At 52.1% G+C, this 22,362-nt stretch carries 24 protein-coding genes; 15 read left to right on the top strand and 9 right to left on the bottom strand.

The window, feature by feature from the left end:
• Positions 1–39: 39 nt before the first annotated feature.
• The gene (gene tcdA, locus EH207_RS03645; RefSeq protein WP_137712776.1) at positions 40–855 is read left to right on the top strand and encodes a tRNA cyclic N6-threonylcarbamoyladenosine(37) synthase TcdA; all 816 of its coding nucleotides are present in this window, start codon (positions 40–42) and stop codon (positions 853–855) included.
• A gap of 17 nt (positions 856–872) precedes the next feature.
• Here tcdA and csdE read toward each other — a convergent pair whose 3' ends face one another.
• Positions 873–1,328 carry a cysteine desulfurase sulfur acceptor subunit CsdE gene (csdE, locus tag EH207_RS03650; protein WP_137712777.1) on the bottom strand — a complete coding sequence of 152 codons (456 nt, stop codon included), beginning with the start codon at positions 1,326–1,328 and terminating at the stop codon, positions 873–875.
• Positions 1,329–1,343: 15 nt separating this feature from the next.
• Positions 1,344–2,549: a cysteine desulfurase CsdA gene (gene csdA / locus EH207_RS03655; protein ID WP_137712778.1), complete on the bottom strand. Its 1,206-nt coding sequence runs from the start codon at positions 2,547–2,549 to the stop codon at positions 1,344–1,346.
• 183 nt (positions 2,550–2,732) lie between these two features.
• On the opposite strand from csdA, the gene EH207_RS03660 reads away from it, so the two are divergent.
• The 4 genes from EH207_RS03660 to rlmM all read left to right on the top strand — a co-directional run bounded on the left by EH207_RS03660 (position 2,733) and on the right by rlmM (position 5,786).
• Positions 2,733–2,954 (top strand): YgdI/YgdR family lipoprotein, encoded by a 222-nt coding sequence (locus EH207_RS03660; RefSeq protein WP_137712779.1) that lies wholly within the window; start codon positions 2,733–2,735, stop codon positions 2,952–2,954.
• A 369-nt stretch (positions 2,955–3,323) separates the two neighbouring features.
• Positions 3,324–4,247 carry a transcriptional regulator GcvA gene (locus EH207_RS03665; RefSeq protein ID WP_137712780.1) on the top strand — a complete coding sequence of 308 codons (924 nt, stop codon included), beginning with the start codon at positions 3,324–3,326 and terminating at the stop codon, positions 4,245–4,247.
• Between the two features lie 50 nt (positions 4,248–4,297).
• A complete protein-coding gene (locus EH207_RS03670) occupies positions 4,298–4,693 on the top strand; it encodes a DUF423 domain-containing protein (protein WP_137712781.1) in 396 nt (131 codons plus the stop codon).
• Positions 4,686–5,786, top strand: a complete 1,101-nt coding sequence (gene rlmM, locus EH207_RS03675) for a 23S rRNA (cytidine(2498)-2'-O)-methyltransferase RlmM (RefSeq protein ID WP_137712782.1) — start codon at positions 4,686–4,688, stop codon at positions 5,784–5,786. The genes EH207_RS03670 and rlmM overlap by 8 nt, the downstream gene beginning before the upstream one ends.
• A 115-nt stretch (positions 5,787–5,901) precedes the next feature.
• Here the strand turns inward: rlmM and xni are convergent, their stop codons facing one another.
• From xni to queF, 3 genes are all read right to left on the bottom strand, one after another.
• Positions 5,902–6,666, bottom strand: a complete 765-nt coding sequence (xni, locus tag EH207_RS03680; protein WP_137712783.1) for a flap endonuclease Xni — start codon at positions 6,664–6,666, stop codon at positions 5,902–5,904.
• A 116-nt stretch (positions 6,667–6,782) separates the two neighbouring features.
• Positions 6,783–8,147, bottom strand: a complete 1,365-nt coding sequence (gene ppnN, locus EH207_RS03685) for a nucleotide 5'-monophosphate nucleosidase PpnN (protein WP_137712784.1) — start codon at positions 8,145–8,147, stop codon at positions 6,783–6,785.
• A gap of 190 nt (positions 8,148–8,337) precedes the next feature.
• The gene (queF, locus tag EH207_RS03690; RefSeq protein ID WP_137712785.1) at positions 8,338–9,204 is read right to left on the bottom strand and encodes an NADPH-dependent 7-cyano-7-deazaguanine reductase QueF; all 867 of its coding nucleotides are present in this window, start codon (positions 9,202–9,204) and stop codon (positions 8,338–8,340) included.
• Between the two features lie 69 nt (positions 9,205–9,273).
• Between queF and syd the strand changes: the two genes are divergently transcribed.
• The 5 genes from syd (at position 9,274) to EH207_RS03710 (ending at position 12,116) form a co-directional block, all read left to right on the top strand.
• Positions 9,274–9,831, top strand: a complete 558-nt coding sequence (syd, locus tag EH207_RS03695; protein ID WP_137712786.1) for a SecY-interacting protein — start codon at positions 9,274–9,276, stop codon at positions 9,829–9,831.
• Between the two features lie 318 nt (positions 9,832–10,149).
• Positions 10,150–10,272: a hypothetical protein gene (locus tag EH207_RS18500; RefSeq protein ID WP_281279151.1), complete on the top strand. Its 123-nt coding sequence runs from the start codon at positions 10,150–10,152 to the stop codon at positions 10,270–10,272.
• A 212-nt stretch (positions 10,273–10,484) separates the two neighbouring features.
• Entirely contained in the window at positions 10,485–10,847 is a 363-nt protein-coding gene (locus EH207_RS03700) for a YqcC family protein (protein WP_137712787.1), read from the top strand.
• Positions 10,840–11,628, top strand: coding sequence for a tRNA pseudouridine(65) synthase TruC (gene truC / locus EH207_RS03705; protein WP_137712788.1), 789 nt, complete (start codon positions 10,840–10,842; stop codon positions 11,626–11,628). Before EH207_RS03700 ends, truC begins: the two co-directional genes overlap by 8 nt.
• A gap of 32 nt (positions 11,629–11,660) precedes the next feature.
• Complete coding sequence (locus tag EH207_RS03710; RefSeq protein ID WP_137712789.1) at positions 11,661–12,116, top strand: flavodoxin; 456 nt, start codon at positions 11,661–11,663, stop codon at positions 12,114–12,116.
• Between the two features lie 55 nt (positions 12,117–12,171).
• Here the strand turns inward: EH207_RS03710 and EH207_RS03715 are convergent, their stop codons facing one another.
• From EH207_RS03715 to map, 4 genes are all read right to left on the bottom strand, one after another.
• The gene (locus EH207_RS03715; RefSeq protein ID WP_137712790.1) at positions 12,172–12,561 is read right to left on the bottom strand and encodes a DUF3461 family protein; all 390 of its coding nucleotides are present in this window, start codon (positions 12,559–12,561) and stop codon (positions 12,172–12,174) included.
• A gap of 95 nt (positions 12,562–12,656) precedes the next feature.
• The gene (dapD, locus tag EH207_RS03720; RefSeq protein WP_137712791.1) at positions 12,657–13,484 is read right to left on the bottom strand and encodes a 2,3,4,5-tetrahydropyridine-2,6-dicarboxylate N-succinyltransferase; all 828 of its coding nucleotides are present in this window, start codon (positions 13,482–13,484) and stop codon (positions 12,657–12,659) included.
• Between the two features lie 29 nt (positions 13,485–13,513).
• On the bottom strand, positions 13,514–16,198 hold the full coding sequence (gene glnD, locus EH207_RS03725) for a bifunctional uridylyltransferase/uridylyl-removing protein GlnD (RefSeq protein WP_137712792.1): 2,685 nt from the start codon (positions 16,196–16,198) through the stop codon (positions 13,514–13,516).
• 185 nt (positions 16,199–16,383) lie between these two features.
• Positions 16,384–17,178 (bottom strand): type I methionyl aminopeptidase, encoded by a 795-nt coding sequence (map, locus tag EH207_RS03730; protein ID WP_137712793.1) that lies wholly within the window; start codon positions 17,176–17,178, stop codon positions 16,384–16,386.
• 348 nt (positions 17,179–17,526) lie between these two features.
• On the opposite strand from map, the gene rpsB reads away from it, so the two are divergent.
• From rpsB to ispC, 5 genes are all read left to right on the top strand, one after another.
• On the top strand, positions 17,527–18,252 hold the full coding sequence (gene rpsB / locus EH207_RS03735; protein WP_137712794.1) for a 30S ribosomal protein S2: 726 nt from the start codon (positions 17,527–17,529) through the stop codon (positions 18,250–18,252).
• Between the two features lie 114 nt (positions 18,253–18,366).
• On the top strand, positions 18,367–19,224 hold the full coding sequence (tsf, locus tag EH207_RS03740) for a translation elongation factor Ts (RefSeq protein WP_137712795.1): 858 nt from the start codon (positions 18,367–18,369) through the stop codon (positions 19,222–19,224).
• Between the two features lie 146 nt (positions 19,225–19,370).
• The gene (pyrH, locus tag EH207_RS03745; RefSeq protein WP_137712796.1) at positions 19,371–20,102 is read left to right on the top strand and encodes a UMP kinase; all 732 of its coding nucleotides are present in this window, start codon (positions 19,371–19,373) and stop codon (positions 20,100–20,102) included.
• A 138-nt stretch (positions 20,103–20,240) separates the two neighbouring features.
• Positions 20,241–20,798 (top strand): ribosome recycling factor, encoded by a 558-nt coding sequence (gene frr, locus EH207_RS03750; protein WP_137712797.1) that lies wholly within the window; start codon positions 20,241–20,243, stop codon positions 20,796–20,798.
• A gap of 231 nt (positions 20,799–21,029) precedes the next feature.
• Positions 21,030–22,226, top strand: a complete 1,197-nt coding sequence (gene ispC / locus EH207_RS03755) for a 1-deoxy-D-xylulose-5-phosphate reductoisomerase (RefSeq protein WP_137712798.1) — start codon at positions 21,030–21,032, stop codon at positions 22,224–22,226.
• The last annotated feature ends 136 nt before the right edge of the window (positions 22,227–22,362 follow it).

Consider the following 22,362-nt stretch of genomic DNA (forward strand, 5'->3'; position numbering starts at 1 on the left):
GGCGTTTTTCTTTTCCCGAAGTAAAAAGGTTGGTTGTTGATGAGTACGCAATTGTCCGAAGCCTATTTACAGCGCTTCGGCGGCACCGCGCGGTTATACGGTCAGCAGGCGCTGGCGCTATTTTCTCAGGCTCATGTCTGTGTGATCGGCATTGGCGGAGTGGGTTCCTGGGCGGCGGAAGCCCTGGCCCGCACCGGGATCGGCGCGATCACGCTGATCGATATGGATGATGTGTGCGTCAGCAACACCAACCGGCAGATTCATGCGCTGCGCCAGCATACCGGGCAGGCGAAAACGGCGGTGATGGCGGAACGCATTCTGGCGATTAACCCGGAATGCCTGGTCACCTGTGTGGATGATTTCATCAGTGCCGGGAATGTGGCGGAATTACTCGATCGCAATTTCAGTTACGTCATTGACGCCATTGATAGCGTGCGGCCTAAAGCGGCACTGTTGTCCTACTGCCGTCGCTATAAAATCCCGGTGGTGACCACCGGTGGCGCAGGCGGGCAAAGCGACCCAACGCGTATTGAGGTTGCCGATCTGGCGAAAACCATTCAGGACCCGCTGGCGGCAAAACTGCGCGAGCGTTTGAAGCACGATTTCAACGTGGTGAAAAACAGCAAAGGGAAACTGGGAATTGATTGCGTGTTTTCCAGCGAACCACTGGTCTACCCTCAGCCTGATGGCTCGGTTTGCGCTTCCCGCGGAATGGCGGAAGGGGCGATACGCATGGATTGTGCTTCTGGCTTTGGCGCCGCGACCATGGTGACCGCCACCTTTGGTTTCGTGGCGGTTTCCCATGTGTTGAAGAAGATGATGGCGAAAAAGGGTCGGGAATCGGCGGCACAATAGAAGTAGCGTGGCGTATTTTACTCTCGCGCAGCCACCCGCCCGGCGATAGCCCTGATTCTGGCGGCTAGCGCGGCCAGGCCGCTTGCGCGCGTGGCGCTGAGCTGAGCGCGCAGCCCCAGTTGATCGAACAATTCTAGCGGTTCTTCCTGTAATAAAACCTCAGCCGTTTTTCCTTCCGCCGCAGTGAGCAATACGGCCAGAAGCCCACGGACAATCCGTCCGTCGCTGTCGCCGTAAAAGTGCAGCGTGCCGTCTTCCTGACGTTGATAGCCCAGCCAGACGCGGTTTTCACAGCCTGACAGCGAAATGGCGTCGTCTTTCAGCGCTTCAGGCAGGGGAGGCAGCGCTTTCGCCAGTAAGATCAATTGTCGGTAACGCTCTTCCCAGGAACGGCAGGCGTCGAAGCGGGCCTGCAAGTCCGCTACGCGGATTTGGCGCCCGAAAGGGTGGACGGTGTTGGTCGTGTCGGTCATGGCGCGTGGTTTCCGTTAATCTGTTAGAAGCTCCAGAGCATTCCCCATCGCCGCGATGAGTGCAGCCACATCCTGCTCATTATTGTAGGGGGCGAACGATGCCCGTAGCATGCCGTTGATACCCAGTGCCGCCATCAGCGGCTGGGCGCAATGGTGGCCGGCTCGCAGCGCAATGCCGCTTTCCGCCAGCAGCGTCACCAAATCGCTGTGGTGGACGCCTGCGATATCAAATGACAGTATGCTGGAGTCGGAGGCGCGGAAACTACGAAAGCCGGCGAATCGCGCCAGTTGCGTTTCCGCCCGGCGGGCCAGATTCTGGCTGTATTGCTCTGCCGCCTGCCAATCCAGCTGTGACAGCCAGTCTAGGGCTGCGGACAGGCCAAGTACCCCGGCGATAGGCGGCGTACCGGCTTCAAATCGATGAGGAACGGCCTGCGGCGTAAAACCGTCAAAAGAGACGCTGGTCATCATCTTGCCGCCGCCTTGCCAGGGCATCATCTGTTCCAGCAACGCGGTCTTACCGTATAGCACGCCCAGACCCGTCGGCGCATACAGCTTATGTCCTGAGAACGTATAAAAATCAATGTCCAGCGCCCGCACGTCAGGCGGACGGTGCACCATACCCTGCGCCCCATCGATCATCACCACCGCGCCGTATTGATGAGCAAGCTGAATGAATTTTGCCAGGTCGGGTTGACCTCCGGTGACGTTGGACATTTGACCCAGCGCCAGCAGCCGGGTTCTTGGCGTGAGTAAATCGGCAAGCCGACCGATAGCCGGCAGCCTGTCCGCGCCAATGGGCAATTTTACTACCTGCGCGCCGGTTTGTTGCGCCACCATTAGCCAGGGGATTAAATTGGCGTGATGTTCCGCTTCGCTGACGATGATTTCGTCACCCGGTTGAAGACGCGGACGGGCGTAGCTTTGAGCAACCAGATTGATGGCTTCCGTCGCGCCTTTCGTCCAGACGATATCGCGGGGATCTTCTGCATGAAGAAGCGCCGCCACCTGTTTCCGCGCCTGCTCAAAACGTTGAGTCAGCGCCCTTGCAGCCTGATGCTGGCTGCGGTGAACCGTACCGTTTTCTGTGCTGTAAAACTGCTGTACGGCATCGATCACGGCCTGTGGTTTCAAGGCCGTCGCCGCGCTGTCCAGATACACGGCGGCATCTTGCAGAGCGGGAAACTGTTGGCGAAATGTTGTGGCGTTAAACGGAGTCATGGGCATCCTCTTTTGGGGATTCAGATCCTGTCCCATTTTGCCGGGAGAAACAAGTTTAGGACTATGCTTAAGGTACTGTATGGAAAAATGAGGAAATCTTGCTACGCTTTAAAGCGTTAGGTTTCAGGATTTCCTGACGCGTAGAGTCAACCAAAAAACATTTTAATTCGCATGGAGTTAACTATGAAGAATAAAATCTCTATTTTCGCCGCTATTCTGATGGCTTTTTCTCTGGCAGCTTGTTCCAGTAATTATGTTTTGCACACTAATGATGGCCGCACCATCGTCGCGGACGGTAAACCGAAAGTCGATGATGAAACTGGGATGATCAGCTACACCGATGCCTATGGTCAAAATCAGCAGATCAGTCGTGATAATGTGAAGGAAATGGTTGAAGCGAAATAACCGGGGTCTATGTCTTTAGGTCATGTAGAACACACCGACCCGACACATAAAAAAAGCACCGCATTCGCGGTGCTACAGATAAAAAGCATTAGGGACAAACAAGATAAATGTAAGTATTTTTATTGAGTAAGACGGAATCGCTAACTTGTTGAAAGGCGGTAAAAACCACTCACGCAACCCACGACCACAAGCCAAAAGCACTTCAGATCATCCTCCGCACTTTTCTTTTCGGCTCAGGAAGTTGTACCAATATAGGTATTTACTGGCACATCCTCAACGGACAAATTATAATGTCTCGGATTAAAAAAACTAATAGATAAACGCACGTATTACAGGCGTGATTTATCGGTAAATAAAAGAACTTCCTCCATGTCAAAACGTCTACCTCCGCTCAATTCTTTGCGCGTATTTGATGCAGCCGCCCGCCACCTGAGTTTCACCAAAGCGGCGGAAGAACTGTTCGTTACCCAGGCCGCTGTCAGCCATCAGATTAAGTCGCTCGAGGGCTTTCTGGGGCTTAAATTATTTCGCCGCCGTAATCGCTCGCTGCTGCTGACAGAAGATGGTCAAAGTTATTACCTTGATATTAAAGAGATTTTCTCTTCTCTTAATGAAGCCACCCGTAAATTGCAGTCGCGCAGCGCCAAAGGCGCGCTGACGGTCAGCCTGCTTCCCAGCTTTGCCATCCACTGGCTGGTTCCCCGTTTGTCGAGCTTTAATGCCGAGTATCCAGGCATTGATGTGCGCATTCAGGCGGTCGATCGCGATGAAGACCGATTATCGGATGATGTGGACATCGCCATTTTTTATGGTCGTGATAACTGGCTTGGCATGCGGGTGGAAAAATTGTATGCCGAGTATCTGCTGCCAGTCTGTTCGCCGCTGTTGTTAACCGGCAGCCATCCGTTGAAAACGCCGGACGATCTGGTGGCGCACACTTTACTACATGACGTGTCGCGCCGTGACTGGCTGGCATACACGCGTCAACTCGGCGTACAGATCAATGTGCAACAGGGGCCGATATTCAGCCATAGTGCGATGGTGCTCCAGGCGGCAATTCACGGACAAGGCGTGGCGCTGGCGAATAATGTTATCGCGCAGGCTGAGATTGAGGCCGGGCGTCTGGTGTGTCCGTTCAGCGACGTTTTGGTCAGTAAAAATGCTTTTTATCTGGTATGTCATGACAGCCAGGCAGAACTGGGTAAAATAGCCGCTTTTCGACACTGGATTCTGGCTCGGGCAGCCACCGAGCAGGAGAAATTTCGTTTTCGCTATGATAACAATACGCGCTGAGGCGATGCGAAACGCCTCGGATTCACAGATAATTCTATTGGATAACAACGATGAATAGTCGTTTCATGCTGGTGTTCTCTGCCGTCAGCGGTTTTATTTTTGTTGCGTTGGGGGCATTTGGAAGCCATGTGTTAAGCAAAACGCTGGGTCCGACCGAACTAGCCTGGTTGCGTACCGGGTTGGAGTATCAGGCGTTTCATACGCTGGCTATTCTGGCATTGTCGATCGCCATGCATCAGCGCACCAGTCTCTGGTTTTACTGGAGTAGCGTTTTTCTGGCTTTGGGGACAGTATTGTTCAGCGGCAGTTTGTACTGCTTGGCGCTTTCGCATCTTAAGCTCTGGGTTTACGTTACGCCGATGGGCGGATTCTGTTTTCTGGTCGGGTGGCTGTTGATGTTGGTTGGCGCACTGCGTCTGAAGAGAAAGGCTAAACGCCATGAATAAAGTGATTCTGTACTGTCGTCCCGGATTTGAAAAAGAGTGTGCGGCGGAAATAACGGAAAAAGCAACACATCACAACGCTTATGGTTTTGCCAGAGTAAAAGAGAACAGCGGCTATGTGGTCTTTGAATGCTACCAGCATGAAGATGCTGAAAGGCTGATAAAAGTATTGCCGTTTCATGAGCTGATTTTCGCCCGCCAGATGTTTGTCAGCGGTGAGTTGCTGCGCGACCTGCCGCCGGAAGATCGCATTACGCCGATTGTCGGGATGCTGACCGGGGCGATTGAGCATGCAGGGGACTTGCGTGTCGAAGTCCCTGACACGAATGAAAGTAAAGAGCTGATGAAATTCTGCCGCAAGTTCACCGTTCCTTTACGTGCGGCGCTGCGTGAAAGCAAAATTTTGCTGGGATATGAGAAAGCCGACCGGCCGGTGTTGCATGTGCTGTTCATCGCGCCCGGTTGCTGTTATGTCGGTTACTCTCACAGCTTTAACAATTCTCCGTTCTATATGGGCATTCCGCGGCTTAAGTTTCCGTCCGATGCGCCCAGCCGTTCGACCTTGAAACTGGAAGAGGCTTTCCACGTTTTTATCCCGGCGGACGAGTGGGATGAGCGGCTGGGCAGCGGCATGTATGCGGTTGATCTGGGCGCGTGTCCCGGTGGCTGGACCTATCAACTGGTGAAACGCAGCATGATGGTTCACGCCGTGGATAACGGGCCGATGGCCTCCAGTTTGATGGATACCGGCCAGGTTATGCATCATCAGGCAGATGGTTTCCGTTTTGAACCGCCGCGAAATAATGTTTACTGGCTGGTGTGCGACATGGTGGAAAAACCGGCCAGGGTGACCAGCCTGATTGCCGACTGGCTGGTAAAAGGCTGGTGCCGCGAAGCGATATTCAACCTGAAACTGCCGATGAAAAAGCGTTATGAGGAAGTGTCGCAGAATCTGGCATTGCTTAACGAACGTCTCGCTGAGGACGGTATTAATGCGGAAGTGCATGCCAAGCAGCTGTATCACGATCGTGAAGAGGTGACGGTTCATGCGCGGCGCTTCTGGGCCGCGGTGCCGGGGCGGCGCGACGAGCGCTAAAACTTGCTATCAGGGGCGACTGGCGGCGTTTTACGCATACGCCTCGTCCTTTAGATGTTTTCTTCTGATAAATGTTTGTCGGGTAGTGTCGCACATAGACAGGGCAAACTCACGATTAGTGGCTGGTTTGTGGCAGACGTAGCTGCTGCAAATTGCCATTCAACGCCAGATCGGTGCTGAGCGTCGCGACCCGGCGGCTGACAAACGCCATTTCCCGCTGTTGTTCAAGTTTGCTGCGCCATTTCTCCGGCACGCTCGCCAGATCCTGATAAAGCGCCTCCAGGTTGCCCGCCTGCTGTAATAATTGCACGGCGCTTTTGGGGCCGATACCACTGACGCCCGGAATTTTGCTGCTACTGATACCCGCCAATCCCCAATAATCGGTGAGCTGTCGCGGCGACACGCCAAATTCCTGCTGAACGAAAGGCAGATCCAGCCAGCGTTTCTGAAAGTAATCACGGATCAGGATTGCCGGCGCCAAAAGCTGGCAGTAGCCTTTGTCCGTTGACACGATAGTTGCCTGATGCCCGGCATTCGCCACTTTAGTCGCCAGCGTAGCAGCCAGATCGTCGGCTTCATTCCCAGGCGAGTACCAACTGGCGACCCCCACCGCGGCAAAGGCTGTTTTGATCTGTGGCAACTCCTGTTTAAGGTTCTCCGGCATTGGCGCTCGCCCGGCTTTGTACTCAGGTAAAATCTGATGTCGCCAACTGCTGTCGCGATCTTCATCGTCAAAGACGGCAACGGCGTGGCTTGGCTGGCTGTGTTGCAATAGCTGATTTAGCGCGTGCTGACAGGCCGGCGCGCAGGGAGAGCCTTGTACCGCGTGAATCCGACGTATCAAATTTAGGGCATCGATAATCAGCAGATGGACAGGCATAAATCGCTTCCTGATGGCGTTATACGGGGAAGACGTGGCTTCCCCGTCTGGGTGATGAAATCGGATCGATCGTGGTAAACGAACCCGATAGGCCGCCGCTTCGGCGTTTTGTCGTGTTAAGCGCAGATCTCGTAGCACGGAATATACGCGCTGCCGGGAAGCTTCATGCGTTGTTGCGCGACAAAACCCTGTAGCAGTTTATCCATGCTCTTCATAAGCTGCGTATCGCCGTGGAGCTTATAAGGTCCCTGTTCCTCAATGGCCTTGATTCCCCTCTCCTTGACGTTCCCTGCAACGATGCCGGAAAACGCGCGGCGCAACGCGGCTGCCAGCTCTTCCGCCGGCTGATTGAGATGCAGGTTCAGGTTGGCCATGTTTTCGTGCGTTGGCTCGAAAGGCATCTGCAAATCCGGGGCAATTCGTAATGACCAGTTAAAACTGTAGGCATCTCCCGTGTGTCTGCGGCTTTCTTGGACCAGCGGCATCGATTTCTTCATTTGGCGCGCCACTTCAGCGGCGTCATTGATGACGATGGAGTAATAGCGGCGCGCCTGACGCCCTAACGTGCCGATAATGAATTCGTCCAGTACGCGGAAATAATCGGCGCTCTCTTCCGGGCCGGTTAGGATAATCGGCAACACCTGCTCGCTGTTTTCCGGGTTCATCATAATGCCCAGCAGGTAAAGAAATTCTTCTGCCGTTCCTACTCCGCCGGGGAAGATGATGATGCCGTGTCCGATGCGTACGAACGCTTCCAGACGTTTTTCAATATCCGGCATGATAATCAGTTCATTCACCAGCGGATTTGGCGGTTCCGCCGCAATGATGGAGGGTTCCGTCATTCCGATAAAACGGCCTTCTTTATAGCGTTGTTGCGCGTGTCCTACCGCAGCGCCTTTCATCGGCGCTTCCATCGCGCCGGGGCCGCAGCCCGTACAGATATTCAGTTCGCGCAGACCGAGTTGGCTGCCGACTTTTCGGGCATACAGATACTCGGTTTCATTGATTGAGTGACCGCCCCAGCACACGACCATATTCGGTTCTTCGCCGACATGCAGGGCTCTGGCATTGCGTAAAATAGAAAACACCAGATTGGTAATGTGCGTGGTGTTTTCCAGATTGAGATACTGATAACGCCCCGCGCTGGTAATCTGTCCATTAACAAACAGAATGTCGCGCAGCACGGCAAACAGGTTGGCCTGTAATGAACGAATGATGTACCCGTCAACGAAGGCCTCTTCAGGCGGGTTGACCAACTCCAGCTTTACGCCGCGCTCACGGCGCAGCACATTAATGTCAAAGCTTTCATAGCGTGAAAGCAGTTCCTTGCTGTTGTCCGTCTGGCTACCCGAGTTTAAGACGGCGAGGGAACAATTACGAAACAAACGATAGAGGTCGCTGCTGGCAGTGCTTTTCAACATGTCCACTTCCAACTGCGATAACAAGTCCATAGACCCTAACGGGCTGATATGTGTAATCAATTTTGCTCCTTGAAATGCAGAATAATTCGCCATTTCTTCTGTGGCGCAATCAGAACCTTTATATGCGGGTGAGATGAGCATGTCCGCCTGGGGCGCCCAGACTGTCCCGTTGCTTCACCTTAACGCGCCGACATCGTTTTTTCCAATCATGGCCGCATGTAAAAACATCATGTTGCGTAACGTCTCGCATTTATTGACGCGGCAACCGCACATTTGATGGATTAAACGTGGCGTTGCTGCGCCACGGATTGATATCCAGCCCGCCCCGGCGAGTGTAGCGCGCATAAACGCTCAGCGCCTGCGGTTGGCAGTAACGCATCAGGTCGTTAAAAACGCGCTCCACGCATTGTTCATGAAATTCGTTATGATGACGGAACGACACAATGTAACGCAGAAGAGCTTCCCGGTTGATGCGTTTACCACGATAGCGAATCTGTATCGAACCCCAGTCGGGTTGATGGGTGATCAGACAGTTGGATTTCAACAGATGGCTGACCAGCGTTTCTTCGACAATTGGGCTTTCTTCTGCCGACGGCGTCGCATCTGGTGAGGCTGAGGCCAGATGATCCGCGTTGAACGCGTAGCTGTCGATACGGATATCCTGATCGTCGATGCATTCCCCCTCAAACCGGGCTATCTGCTGACCTTCCAGCTCGCTGAGTCTGAATAACGCGACGCTGACCTGGCCCTGGGCGCATTGACCAAGATCCTTGATCAATGTGGTGCGAACCGCCTCCCAACTCTCAAACCGGGTTTGGTTAAAACTGTTGAGATAAAGTTTGAAGCTTTTAGACTCGATCAGGTTCAGGCTATTCGCGTCCAGACGCATTTCACCCACGGCCACCTGGGGTACGCCGTTTGGCTTGAGCCAGGAAAGCTCGTAGAGCGTCCAAATGTCGGCGCCGTGGAACGGCAGACTATCCGGGGAAATACCCAGAGGTTCACGATTGAGACTGCGCGGCACCGGTTGTAATAGTTTTGCATCGTAACGATCGTGATAAGGTGTGGGCTTCCCCAGCGTCAGTCCGCTCAAGGCCTGATGCTTATCGATAGACATATTGTCACCTGCTGTAAAACCTATCATGGTGAATAGTGTAACCTGACTAACGTAACGATGAGAAAAATTATGGATTGTGAAGTCACCCAGGCACTGGCGGCATTTACCCGACGCTATATCGAGTTCTGGCAGCAGGAAACCGGCCATCCGCCCGCCAGTGCTGCGCTCTATGGCGTACCTTCTCCCTGCATTACCGAAACCCGGGCGGAGAGGGTTTTCTGGTTGCCGCAGCCGTCTTCGCCTGCTCTGGCGCTGGATGGCGTCGAGAGGGCGTTGAATATCAGTCTTCATCCCGATATTCACGCTTTTTACACCGCGCAATATGCGGGTGATATGACAGCGCAGTTTGATTCTCATTCATGTACCTTGCTACAGGTGTGGAGCGAGGACGATTTTATCCGTATACAGGAGAATCTGATCGGGCACTTACTGACCCAGAAGCGCCTGAAATTATCGCCGACATTGTTTTTGGCAACCACTGAATCTGAAATGACGATGGTGTCTTTGTGCAATGTTTCCGGGCAGATTTTGCTGGAGGAGTTTGGTACGAAGCGACATCAGATACTGGTTCCGACGCTGGCCGAATTTCTTTCCCGGCTTCGTCCGCAGAGATGGGCTAATGATTAATCATGTTTCACTTTTGACCATGTAAGATATCTCTCACATTTTCTGTGAGAGATATCTTATCTTTCATGTGAAGGCTGGGTTGCATTTTTATTTTTTTATTATTAATTAAATAATTAGGCTTCAATTTTTTTCTTTTCAGAAAGTTGACCGGTAAAGATTGCTAGTTACCTCTTGCTGAATCCTTACAATTAATACATCTTATTACTTAAGTTGGTAACCGGTTACAGTGAATCAAACGGCTATCACAGTAGTAGGTGGATCGCTTGTCAATAAACGTGGTACACCCAGTTTCAGGATGAAATCAGGGACACCTCCAGGATGGAGACTGAGAGCCGGCAAGGATTGTCGGTGGGGCAGGAGCCTAAAGGGATTCAGTCATGGATGATACAGGATGGAAAAGTCAGGAAGAAAGTAGGATCGACCGCAGGGATTGTGGGTTAGGAAGACCGCTAAGGAAAAGTTTTCACGGATGAGCAGGGATGCAAAAGTGTAGCGGGATAGCTATAAAACGAATCGGGGGTACTGAGCAATCAGTACCCCCATTTTTTTGCATAACTTTAGCCTAGAAGCCCTCTAAAGCGTGAATATTGGGCGAGACTGATATCAGTGCTATGCTTTGCCGCTTAGGGCAAAGGCTTCAGTCGAGAAACCGTATGAGTATAGAGAATCAGGTTCGCCAGTCTTTATTTGATCTTGAGCGCGCCTTAAAAGATAGCCCTTTCTGGGAAGAGTTGCCGCCGGAGGTTTCCGCTTTTGACAGCGTTGAACCTTTCTATATCGATACGATGCCCGCAGCGCAGTGGCTTCAGTGGGTACTGCTGCCACGTATGCATGCACTGCTGGATAGTGGTGCGCAGTTACCTGAGAAGCTCTCACTTCTTCCTTATTTTGAAGAAGCGCTGGATGGCGCGCCGGAAGATATTGAGCCTGTTCTACGGTATGTCAGTCAGCTTGATGCCCTGTTCATCAAGAATCACCAAAATAGTTTTGATCCTGATGAAAACAGCGATGCTTGAGATCATTTTTCAGGATGAGCATCTGGTTGCGGTCAACAAGCCTGCCGGTTGGCTGGTACACCGCAGTTGGCTGGATCGTAAAGAAAAAGTCGTGGTGATGCAGACTCTGCGGGATCAAATCGGTCAGCATGTATATACGGTTCATCGCCTGGACAGGCCAACATCCGGCGTGTTGTTGCTTGCGCTATCCAGCGATGTGGCGCGTTCATTGTCTCAGCAGTTTGAACAGCATCAAACGCGGAAAATCTATCACGCCGTAGTGCGTGGTTATGTTTCGGATGAGGGCGTAATTGACTACGCCCTGACGGAAGAGATGGATAAAATTGCGGATAAATATAGCAATCCCGATAAGCCTCCGCAGCCAGCCGTCAGCCATTACTGTTCTCTGGCGCAGGCTGAAATGCCTGTGGCGATAGGCCGTTATCCAACATCACGTTTTAGCCTGCTGGAACTGGCGCCGCTAACCGGACGCAAGCATCAGTTGCGTCGTCACATGTCGCATCTTCGACATCCCATTATTGGTGATAGTGCGTATGGCGATTTGCGACAGAACCGTGGTATGGCGGCGAATTTTGACTGTGGCAGATTGATGTTGCATGCCAGCCAACTGAGTTTGCCCCATCCTGTGAGCGGGGAGTGGCTGACTTTGCAGGCCCGTTGGGATGCGCAGTGGCAAGGCGTGATGTCGCGGTTTGGCTGGAATGGTATTCTCCCTGATTTTGAAAGGGTTGAGTTTCCAGACGCATCGGGTCAGGATAGCGGGCATTTCATCCAGCAATAAATTGGGCATTAAATAAAAAGGGAGGCGGAAGCATGGCGCAGATTGGTATTTTTGTTGGTACGGTCTACGGGAATGCGCTTCTGGTAGCTGAAGAAGCGGAGAACATCCTCAGAGCGCGCGGGCATGAGGTCAAGGTTTTTGAGGATGCTTCGCTGGAGGTATGGCTTGAGTACCTTGAGCACTACGTGCTGGTGGTGACGTCGACGACCGGACAGGGGCAACTGCCTGACTCGATTACTTCTTTGTATGTGGCGTTGCGCGAGAAAGGGGGGCATCAGCCAAACCTGCACTATGGATTGATTGCTCTGGGCGATAGCAGTTACGAGAACTTTTGTGGCGGCGGTCATCAGTTTGATGCGTTGTTACAGGATATCGGCGCCAAGCGTCTGGGCGATGTTCTGGATATTGATGCCATTGAACACCCGGAGCCGGAAGTGCTCTCCTGCCCGTGGGTCGAGCAATGGGCCGGGTTGGTAGAGGCTCAGTAAGACGAAAAACGGGAGCAAAAGCCTCCCGTTTTTGTTGAGCAAGACACGAGCGCCTTCAGCGATTTTTGGTCAGTTTTTCCAAATCGGCTTCGATTTCGCTGATTTTGTTCGAAACTACGCTTTCCAGATGACGCAGATCGTCAAGGATCTTGCGTTTCAAATCCACTTCCGCCTGTTCGTGCTGGCAGATTTGATCAAGTTCATCAATGATATAGCGTAAATTAGGGCTGATTTCGTTGATCTCTTTATAACCTTGACCCGCGTTGTCGGCCATAATAGTTTTGCGCTGACGCGGATATTTGAATTTTACGCTCTTGGCGAAAAACTCTCCCTTGTCCTTGCGAAAGTAAATTTTTAGAATGTCGTTGCTAGCCTCCTGACGAAGGCTATAGCGATCGATATCGTCGGGATTGGTGATCCCCAAGCTTTTCAGATTGTCATACATAATGCAACCTTTTTAATTCAAACGTCGTTATGCGATGGCCCGAAGGCAGGATAGCCACGATAAAATGGCGGGTTAAATCACCCGCCAGATTCAGTTTAGTCAATGGTGCGTAGTAACTCGTTAATGCCCACTTTACCGCGCGTTTTCGCATCCACTTTTTTCACGATCACTGCACAGTACAGGCTGTAGCTGCCATCTTTGGACGGCAGATTGCCGGATACCACCACGGAACCGGCAGGAACGCGCCCGTAGTGCACTTCACCCGTTTCACGATCGTAAATCTTGGTGCTCTGGCCGATGAATACGCCCATCGAGATGACCGAACCTTCTTCAACGATCACCCCTTCAACCACTTCAGAGCGTGCGCCGATAAAGCAGTTGTCTTCAATGATGGTTGGGTTGGCCTGTAACGGTTCAAGAACCCCGCCAATACCGACGCCGCCAGACAGGTGAACGTTTTTGCCGATTTGGGCACAGGAACCCACGGTGGCCCAGGTATCGACCATGGTACCTTCATCAACATAAGCGCCGATGTTGACGTAAGAAGGCATCAGTACGGTATTGCGAGCGATAAATGCGCCCTGACGCACGCTGGCTGGCGGCACAACGCGGAAACCTTCGCGTTGAAAGCGCTCGTCGTCATAATCAGCGAACTTCATTGGCACTTTGTCGTAGTAGCGCGTTTCCGCGCCTTCCATAATCTGGTTATCGTTGATGCGGAAAGAGAGCAGCACGGCCTTTTTCAGCCATTGATGTGTGATCCACTGACCGTCAATTTTTTCAGCAACACGGAGTACGCCGCTGTCCAGCAGGCTGATGGCCTGGTTAACCGCTTCGCGCGTGACGGTGTCTACGCTTGCTGGCGTTATTTCGGCGCGGCGCTCGAAAGCGGTTTCAATAACATTCTGTAGTTGTTGGTGCATCCTGTTTTCTCTATTCCTGATTGTGAATATTAGCTCAATGATACTTTATCGTTTGGGTTGAGGGCCTCTGTCAACCGTTCTTGCAATTTAAGCCGCAATTCCGGTTTGAGAGCACGCCTGTCGCTGTCGGCGAGGATAAATAAATCTTCCACCCGCTCACCGATGGTGGAGATTCTGGCCCCGTGCAACGAGAGATTCAGATCGGCGAAAATTTCGCCGATACGGGCCAGCAAACCTGGCTGGTCGAGAGCGATCAGCTCGACATAGCTGCGTCGATCCGTATGCGTCGGCAAAAAATTGACCTCGGTGGGGACGCTGAAATGACGTAATTTCGACGAAGGACGGCGCCCGCGCGGATGTTGATAATCACGCTTCGTTAGCGCCTGCTCCAACGCATGGCGAATCATTTCGTGGCGATCCTGCGCCAGTGGACTGCCGTCCGGTTCCAGCACAATAAACGTATCCATCGCCATGCCGTCGCGACTGGTAAAAATCTGGGCATCGTGAACGCTGAGATTACGTCGATCCAGCTCACCGGCGACCGCCGCGAACAGATAAGGCCGGTCCGGGCTCCAGATAAAAATCTCCGTACCGCCACGGCTGGCCTGATGGCTGATAAGAACCAGCGGCTTATTAATGTCGTGCTCCAACAGGTGGCGGGCATGCCAGGCTAGCTGGTTAGGCGAGTGGCGCAGGAAATAATCAGCCCGGCAGCGGCTCCAGATATGATGCAGCGCTTCCTCGTCAATATTGTCCATACGCAGCAGCGCCAGCGCCTGTAGGCGATGGTGGCGTACGCGTTCGCGCAGATCCGGCGTATTCTGCATACCGCGCCTTAGCTGTTTTTCAGTCGCAAAATAGAGCTCGCGCAATAGGCTCTGTTTCCAACTGTTCCACAGCGTTTCATTGGTCGCACAGATATCCGCGACGGTCAGGCTTACCAAATAACGCAGACGCGTTTCACTTTGTACTTCGGCGGCGAATTGCTGAATGACGGCCGGGTCCTGAATATCCCGCCGCTGTGCGGTGACCGACATGAGCAAATGGCAGCGAACCAGCCATGAAACCAACTGCGCTTCCCGTGAATTCAAGCCGTGCAGCGCCGCGAACTCAAGTACGTCCTGTGCGCCAAGTTCAGAGTGATCGCCGCCTCGGCCTTTGGCGATATCGTGGAACAGGGCAGCGAGCAGCAGCAATTCAGGCTGCGGTAAACGAGGATAAAGTTCTACGCACAGCGGATGGAGCGCGCGGGTTTCTTCGTCGGAGAAGCTTTCCAGCTTCAGCAGCACCCGAATAGTGTGTTCATCAACGGTGTAGGCATGGAATAAGTCAAACTGCATTTGCCCGACGATATTTCCCCACAGCGGCATATAGGCCCACAGCACGCTGTGCCGATGCATAGGGAGCAGCGCCCGGCTCACGGCATGCGGATGACGCAGCACGTTCATAAACAGTTGTCGGGCTTCGGGAATGGTACACAGCGGGCTGGCAAGGTGGCACCGGGCGTGACGCAACTGACGCAAGGTTGTCGAATATATCCCGGTGATGTTGCGATTACGTACCATCAGATAAAACATGCGCATGATGGCTTCTGGCTTACGGATAAACAGCGTTTCGTCACGCAGATCGATCAAACTGCCGCGCAGTTGAAATTCTTCATCAATCGCCCGCGGTTTCTCATCCGCTTCCAGCGCGAGAATGGCTTCATCAAACAATTGCAGCAGCATCTGATTTAACTCGCTGACGCGGCGCGTCATACAGTAGAAATCTTTCATCATGCGTTCTACCGGAGCATTTCCTTCCCCCTGGTATTGCAGCAACTGTGCGACATTGAGCTGCCGATCGAACAGCAGCCGATTGTCGTAGCGCGGCAGCATCAGGTGCAGGGCGAACCGAATACGCCACAGAAAACTCTGGCTCTCGTTCAGTTCTTTGCGTTCCGCTTCGGTGAGAAAGCCAAATCCCACCATTTCGTCAAGGGACGTTGCGCCAAAATGACGGCGGGCCACCCACAACAGAGTATGAATGTCGCGTAATCCGCCCGGGCTGCTTTTGATATCGGGTTCAAGATTGTAGCTGGTGCTGTGGTAGCGCCGATGACGCTCCTGCTGTTCGGCGATTTTGGCTGGGAAAAAGGCGGATGACGGCCAGAAGTCATCGTTGAAAATCTGTTTTTGCAGATTGAGGAACAAGGCGACATCACCGCATATCATGCGGGATTCGATCAAGTTAGTCGCGACGGAAATGTCGGCGCGGCCTTCTTGCAGACACTCTTCCAACGTTCTGACGCTGTGGCCGACTTCGAGCTTAATATCCCATAGCAAGGTAATAAATTCGCCGACGCGTTGTGAATCCTGTTCGCCGAGCTTATCCTGGCTCAAAAACAGCACATCGATATCGGAAAGCGGATGCAACTCGCCCCGACCATAGCCACCGACCGCGACCAGCGCGGCCTGCGCGATTTTTTCAAAGCCGTAAAAGAACCATAGCCGTTGCAGCAGGCGATCAATGAAAAGCGTTCTGGCATCAATCAGCGTTTCCGCGCTGACGCCGGATTTGAACTCGCTGCCCAGCCAGTTTTGAACGTGTTCCAACTGCAATTTTAGCGTCTGGCTGTTCAGCATGTCGTCGCTGTAGGTCAGTGGCGAGGTTGGAGGTTGCACTATCGCGGGGGATTGCGCGAGAATATCATGCGAAAGGTGTCTGTTGGTCATGTGTGCAATCCATAAAAATCGCCGGAGATTGATGATAAGGCACGAACTGACAATACCGTCATTCCCGCCTGGGCGGGAATGTGCTTTTAATCAACACGTGACCATCAGGAAACGCCTCGCTGACGCGAGCGTGACGACATAAACCTTTTTGCCGGCAGCCTGAGTTGGTCTTAACCGGCCCAGTATTACGCTTGATGCGTAATAATATTAGGGATGGTGTCATCCTTACGCAATGTCATTATTTCACAGCCGTTTTCGGTTACCACAATCGTGTGCTCATATTGTGCCGATAAGCTGCGATCTTTGGTTTTTACCGTCCAGCCGTCTTTCATGGTACGAATACGGTAATCGCCGGCGTTGACCATGGGTTCAATGGTAAAAGCCATACCCGCCTGCAAAACGACACCGCCGTCGTCTGCATCATAATGCAGCACCTGCGGTTCTTCGTGGAACCCTTTACCGATACCGTGACCGCAATACTCTCGCACCACCGAGAAGTTGTTCGCTTCGACAAATTTCTGGATTTCTTTTCCCAGGGAACGCAGGCGGATGCCGGGTTTGACCATTTTTAGCGCCAGATAGAGGCTTTCCTGCGTAATGCGGCAGAGGCGTTCGCCGAGGATCGTGGGGGTGCCCGCGATGAACATTTTAGAGGTATCGCCGTGGAAACCATCTTTGATAACGGTGACATCAATGTTGACGATATCGCCGTTTTTCAGGATTTTTTCTTCGCTAGGAATACCGTGACAAACGACTTCGTTGATGGAAATACAAACCGATTTGGGAAAACCGTGATAGCCCAGGCAGGCTGAAATAGCCTGTTGATTATTAATGATGTGATCGTGACAGATTCTATCCAGCTCGGCGGTGCTGACGCCCGGAACAACATGAGGTTCGATAATTTCCAGTACTTCGGCAGCCAGACGTCCGGCTACTCGCATTTTCTCGATATCTTCAGGGGTTTTGATTGATATTGCCATTAAATTTTAGTCCGCAGGTATCCCGTGTATTTCACAGGAAATTAAAGCTGATGTTAAGTAATAACGCATGTTATCAGTCCTGCCGCTGGCTTGCCAATTGATCATTCCGAACCGTGGCGCGATACAACAAAAGTTGGTGTGTCGGGGGGAATTATGGTATAAAGCGCGCCGATGATCCGGCTGGATATTTTTGTATGATATTTAACCGCATCGACTAAACTCACTTTGTGTATATAACACACACGTGTCGGCACGTTCGCCGGGGTGCTCCAAAGGTTTTTGACTTGCGGAGTCGGCGCAATGGGACACGTGGAGGCATAACCCCATACTTAATTAATAGAGGTAATCATGGCAACTGTTTCCATGCGCGATATGCTTAAGGCTGGCGTACACTTTGGTCACCAGACCCGTTACTGGAACCCGAAAATGAAGCCGTTCATCTTCGGTGCGCGTAACAAAGTGCACATCATTAATCTTGAGAAAACTGTACCAATGTTCAACGACGCACTGGCTGAGCTGAGCAAAATTGCTTCTCGCAAGGGCAAAATTCTGTTCGTTGGTACGAAACGCGCAGCAAGCGAAGCGGTAAAAGATGCTGCCAACAGCTGCGATCAGTTCTTCGTGAACCATCGTTGGTTGGGCGGTATGCTGACTAACTGGAAAACGGTTCGTCAGTCAATCAAGCGTCTGAAAGATCTGGAGACTCAATCCCAGGACGGTACTTTCGACAAGCTGACCAAGAAAGAAGCGCTGATGCGCACTCGTGAACTGGACAAGCTGGAAAACAGCCTGGGCGGTATCAAAGACATGGGCGGCCTGCCAGATGCGCTGTTCGTTGTAGATGCCGATCACGAACACATCGCAATCAAAGAAGCCAACAACCTGGGTATCCCGGTATTTTCTATCGTTGATACCAACTCTGATCCAGATGGTGTTGACTTCATTATCCCTGGTAACGACGACGCAATCCGTGCAGTTAGCCTGTATCTGAGCGCCGTTGCTACTGCCATCCGTGAAGGCCGTTCTCAAGATCTGGCTGAGCAGGCGGAAGAAGGCTTAGTAGAAGCTGAATAATAAGGCTGGCTTGATGAGCCCTTATTAACCAGGTATTGACATATGTTGGTTAAAGGGGCCTGACAGGGCTCCTTTTTTACTTATCTCCCCCGCGAGATATCCGAGGAAAAGATAATGGCTGAAATTACCGCTGCCCTGGTAAAAGAACTGCGTGAGCGTACTGGCGCAGGCATGATGGAATGTAAGAAAGCGCTGGTTGAAGCGAGTGGCGACATTGAACTGGCTATCGACAATATGCGTAAATCCGGCCAGGCGAAAGCCGCCAAGAAAGCAGGCCGTGTTGCTGCTGAAGGTGTGATCCTGACTAAAATTTCCGCAGACGGTAAATACGGCGTCATCGTTGAACTGAACTGCGAAACTGACTTCGTTGCCAAAGATGCCGGCTTCAAAGCGTTTGGTGAAGACGTGGTCGCCGTCGCTCTGAACGATCGCATTTCCGATGTTGAAGTTCTGAAAGCGAAATTTGAAGAACAACGTACTGCGCTGGTGGCTAAAATTGGTGAAAACATCAATATCCGCCGTATCGCTGTGCAAGAAGGCGACGTGCTGGGTTCTTATCTGCACGGCGCTCGCATCGGCGTTATGGTCGCTGCCAAAGGTGCTGACGACGAGCTGATCAAGCACATTGCCATGCACATCGCCGCCAGCAAACCGGAATATGTGAAAGCTGAAAACGTTCCTGCTGATGTGGTTGCTCGCGAGCACCAGATTCAACTGGATATCGCTATGCAGTCTGGCAAGCCGCGTGAAATTGCGGAGAAAATGGTTGAAGGCCGTATGCGTAAATTCACCGGTGAGATCTCTTTGACTGGTCAGCATTTCGTTATGGACCCGAACAAAACCGTTGGCGATCTGCTGAAAGAGCACAATGCTGACGTGATCAGCTTCATCCGTTTTGAAGTGGGTGAAGGTATTGAGAAAGCTGAAGTTGACTTCGCTGCTGAAGTGGCAGCGATGAGTAAGCAGTCTTAATCGTAAAAAAGGGGCCGCCAGTTGGCGGTTCCTTTTTATCCAGCCAAAATAATTTCAATACACTTGATCGTTCACCTTCTGGTGAAGGAATGAAGTGTGACGGTAGCAACTCCCAATACGACGACAGCCTGTAGGACATGAACACCATGGCAACCAATGCAAAACCCGTATATCAACGAATCCTGCTTAAGCTGAGCGGCGAAGCTTTACAGGGAACAGAAGGCTTTGGTATCGATGCGAGCATTCTGGATCGCATGGCTCAGGAAGTGAAAGAACTGGTTGAGTTAGGCATTCAGGTCGGCGTGGTCATCGGCGGTGGCAACCTGTTTCGCGGTGCTGGTCTGGCGAAAGCGGGAATGAACCGTGTCGTGGGCGATCACATGGGAATGCTGGCGACTGTGATGAATGGGCTGGCGATGCGTGATGCGTTGCATCGCGCCTATGTTAACGCTCGCCTGATGTCGGCTATACCTTTGAATGGCGTGTGTGACAACTATAGCTGGGCCGAGGCTATCAGCTTGTTACGCAATAATCGCGTGGTGATCTTTTCGGCGGGCACCGGCAATCCCTTCTTTACGACGGATTCGGCAGCTTGTCTGCGCGGCATAGAGATTGAAGCCGACGTCGTATTGAAAGCGACAAAAGTCGATGGCGTCTATTCTGCCGATCCGGTACAAGATCCCTCTGCGACCCTGTATGAAACGCTGAGCTATCAGGAAGTGTTGGAGCGTGAGCTAAAAGTCATGGACTTGGCCGCTTTCACGCTGGCTCGCGATCATAACTTGCCTATCCGCGTGTTCAACATGAACAAACCAGGCGCGTTGCGTCGGGTCGTCATGGGCGAGAAGGAAGGGACGCTGATCAGTAATAACGGATGATCTTAAAAATAGGGTAATATCCTGTTCAGTTGACAGAAGATATTGCCGGTTTTATCGCCAGCTCACGCTGGTATTAATTATTCACCGGGTCACGCGGTGCGTGGTCTGCCAGGCAACCAGTTTTCAAGGGTTCACAACGTGATTAATGAAATCAGAAAAGATACTGAAACACGCATGGAAAAATGCGTAGAGGTTTTCAAAAACCAGATCGGCAAAATCCGTACTGGCCGCGCATCACCCAGTATTCTTGACGGCATTCAGGTCGAGTATTACGGCAGCGCCACGCCGCTGCGCCAGTTGGCCAATATCGTCGTGGAAGATTCCCGTACGCTGGCGATTACCGTATTCGATCGATCACTCAGTCCGGCTGTTGAGAAAGCGATTATGTCTTCCGATCTGGGACTGAACCCGTCTTCCGCCGGTACGGTGATCCGGGTTCCGCTGCCCCCGTTGACGGAAGAACGCCGTAAAGATCTGATCAAAGTCGTGCGTGGTGAAGCTGAACAAGGTCGCATTTCCGTGCGTAACGTGCGCCGTGATGCCAACGATAAACTGAAAGCCCAACTGAAAGACAAAGCGATCAGCGAAGATGAAGAGCGCCGTGCCCAGGAAGATGTCCAGAAACTGACCGATTCCTTCATCAAGAAAGTGGATATCGCACTGGCTGAGAAAGAAGCGGAGCTGATGGCGTTCTAATCCATTTGCTGTAATAAGCGTCGCAGGAAAGTCATGGAGCTCCTAGCACCAGCTTTTTCCGGCGGCGCTTTATATTTTATCAAACTTGTTGGTGCAGGCCAGCCCCTCTTTGGGCGGTAAATCATCTTCTGTCATGACATCTTTTATCGTGAATAGTAAGTCTACGTCATGGCAATCGTCTCAGACTGGTGTACCTTCCTGTAATCAAATCCAGTTATTCAGAGCATTTCAATGAAGCAACTGACAATTCTTGGTTCTACTGGTTCTATTGGCGTCAGTTCACTGGCGGTTATTAAGGCAAATCCAGACAAATTTTCTGTTCTGGCGCTGTCGGCCGGAGGCAATGTCGAGCTTATGCTGGAGCAATGTCTGACGTTCCGCCCCGCTTACGCCTCAATGGAGGATGAACTGTCCGCCAAAAGATTGCGCGAGCAATTGAAGCAGCAAGGATGCCAGACCGAAGTGTTATCTGGAGAACTGGCCGCTTGTGAGTTGGCCGCGTTAGATGATGTCGATCAGGTTATTGCGGCAATTGTTGGCGCCGCAGGCTTGTTGCCAACGCTGGCGGCGATTCGGGCGGGCAAACAGGTGTTGCTGGCTAATAAAGAATCTTTGGTCACTTGCGGACGCCTGTTTATGGAAGCGGTTGCACAAAGCAACGCAAAAATCCTGCCGATAGACAGTGAACATAATGCAATTTTTCAGAGTTTACCTGAGAAAATGCAACAACAGTTAGGCTACTCTTCATTAGAGCAGTATGGTGTTGAACGCATTATTCTGACGGGGTCCGGCGGGCCGTTTCGCGAAACGTCGTTATCGGCGTTGGCGGACATGACGCCCGATCAGGCTTGTGCGCACCCGAACTGGTCAATGGGACGCAAGATTTCCGTCGATTCCGCTACTATGATGAATAAAGGGCTGGAGTATATCGAAGCCCGCTGGTTGTTTAATGCCTCTGCGGAACAGATGGAGGTCATCATTCATCCCCAGTCCGTTATTCATTCAATGGTGCGTTATCGTGATGGCAGCGTGCTGGCGCAGCTAGGTTCGCCGGATATGCGAACACCGATTGCCCACGCAATGGCTTACCCTGAGCGGGTCACATCAGGCGCCAAAGCATTGGACTTTTGCCAACTGGGCGCACTGACGTTTTCCGCACCGGATTACGCGCGCTACCCGTGTTTACAATTGGCGATAGACGCCTGTAATCACGGTCAAGCGGCGACCACTGCGCTAAATGCCGCCAATGAAATCGCTGTTGCCGCATTTTTACAAACACAGATTCGGTTTACGGATATTGCAGCGGTTAATCAGCATGTGATTGAGCAACTTACATTGTCTGAGCCGACATGTGTTGATGAAGTTCTTTCTATCGATCTCTGGGCAAGGCAGGCCGCGACGCAGGCGCTGATGCATTGCGGTCGTTAAATAATGTATTCAGAAGGCACGATTTGTTCAGGTGCGGTTGAGGTGGTATAGTCTGCGCCACTCAATGGTCGGCTCCGCGACGTGTTTCGTGCCGACGGTGAAGTTAAGCCGTGATCGTTCACGGCTTTTTTTACGC

This window comes from Brenneria rubrifaciens (assembly GCF_005484945.1).
Lineage (GTDB): Bacteria > Pseudomonadota > Gammaproteobacteria > Enterobacterales > Enterobacteriaceae > Brenneria > Brenneria rubrifaciens.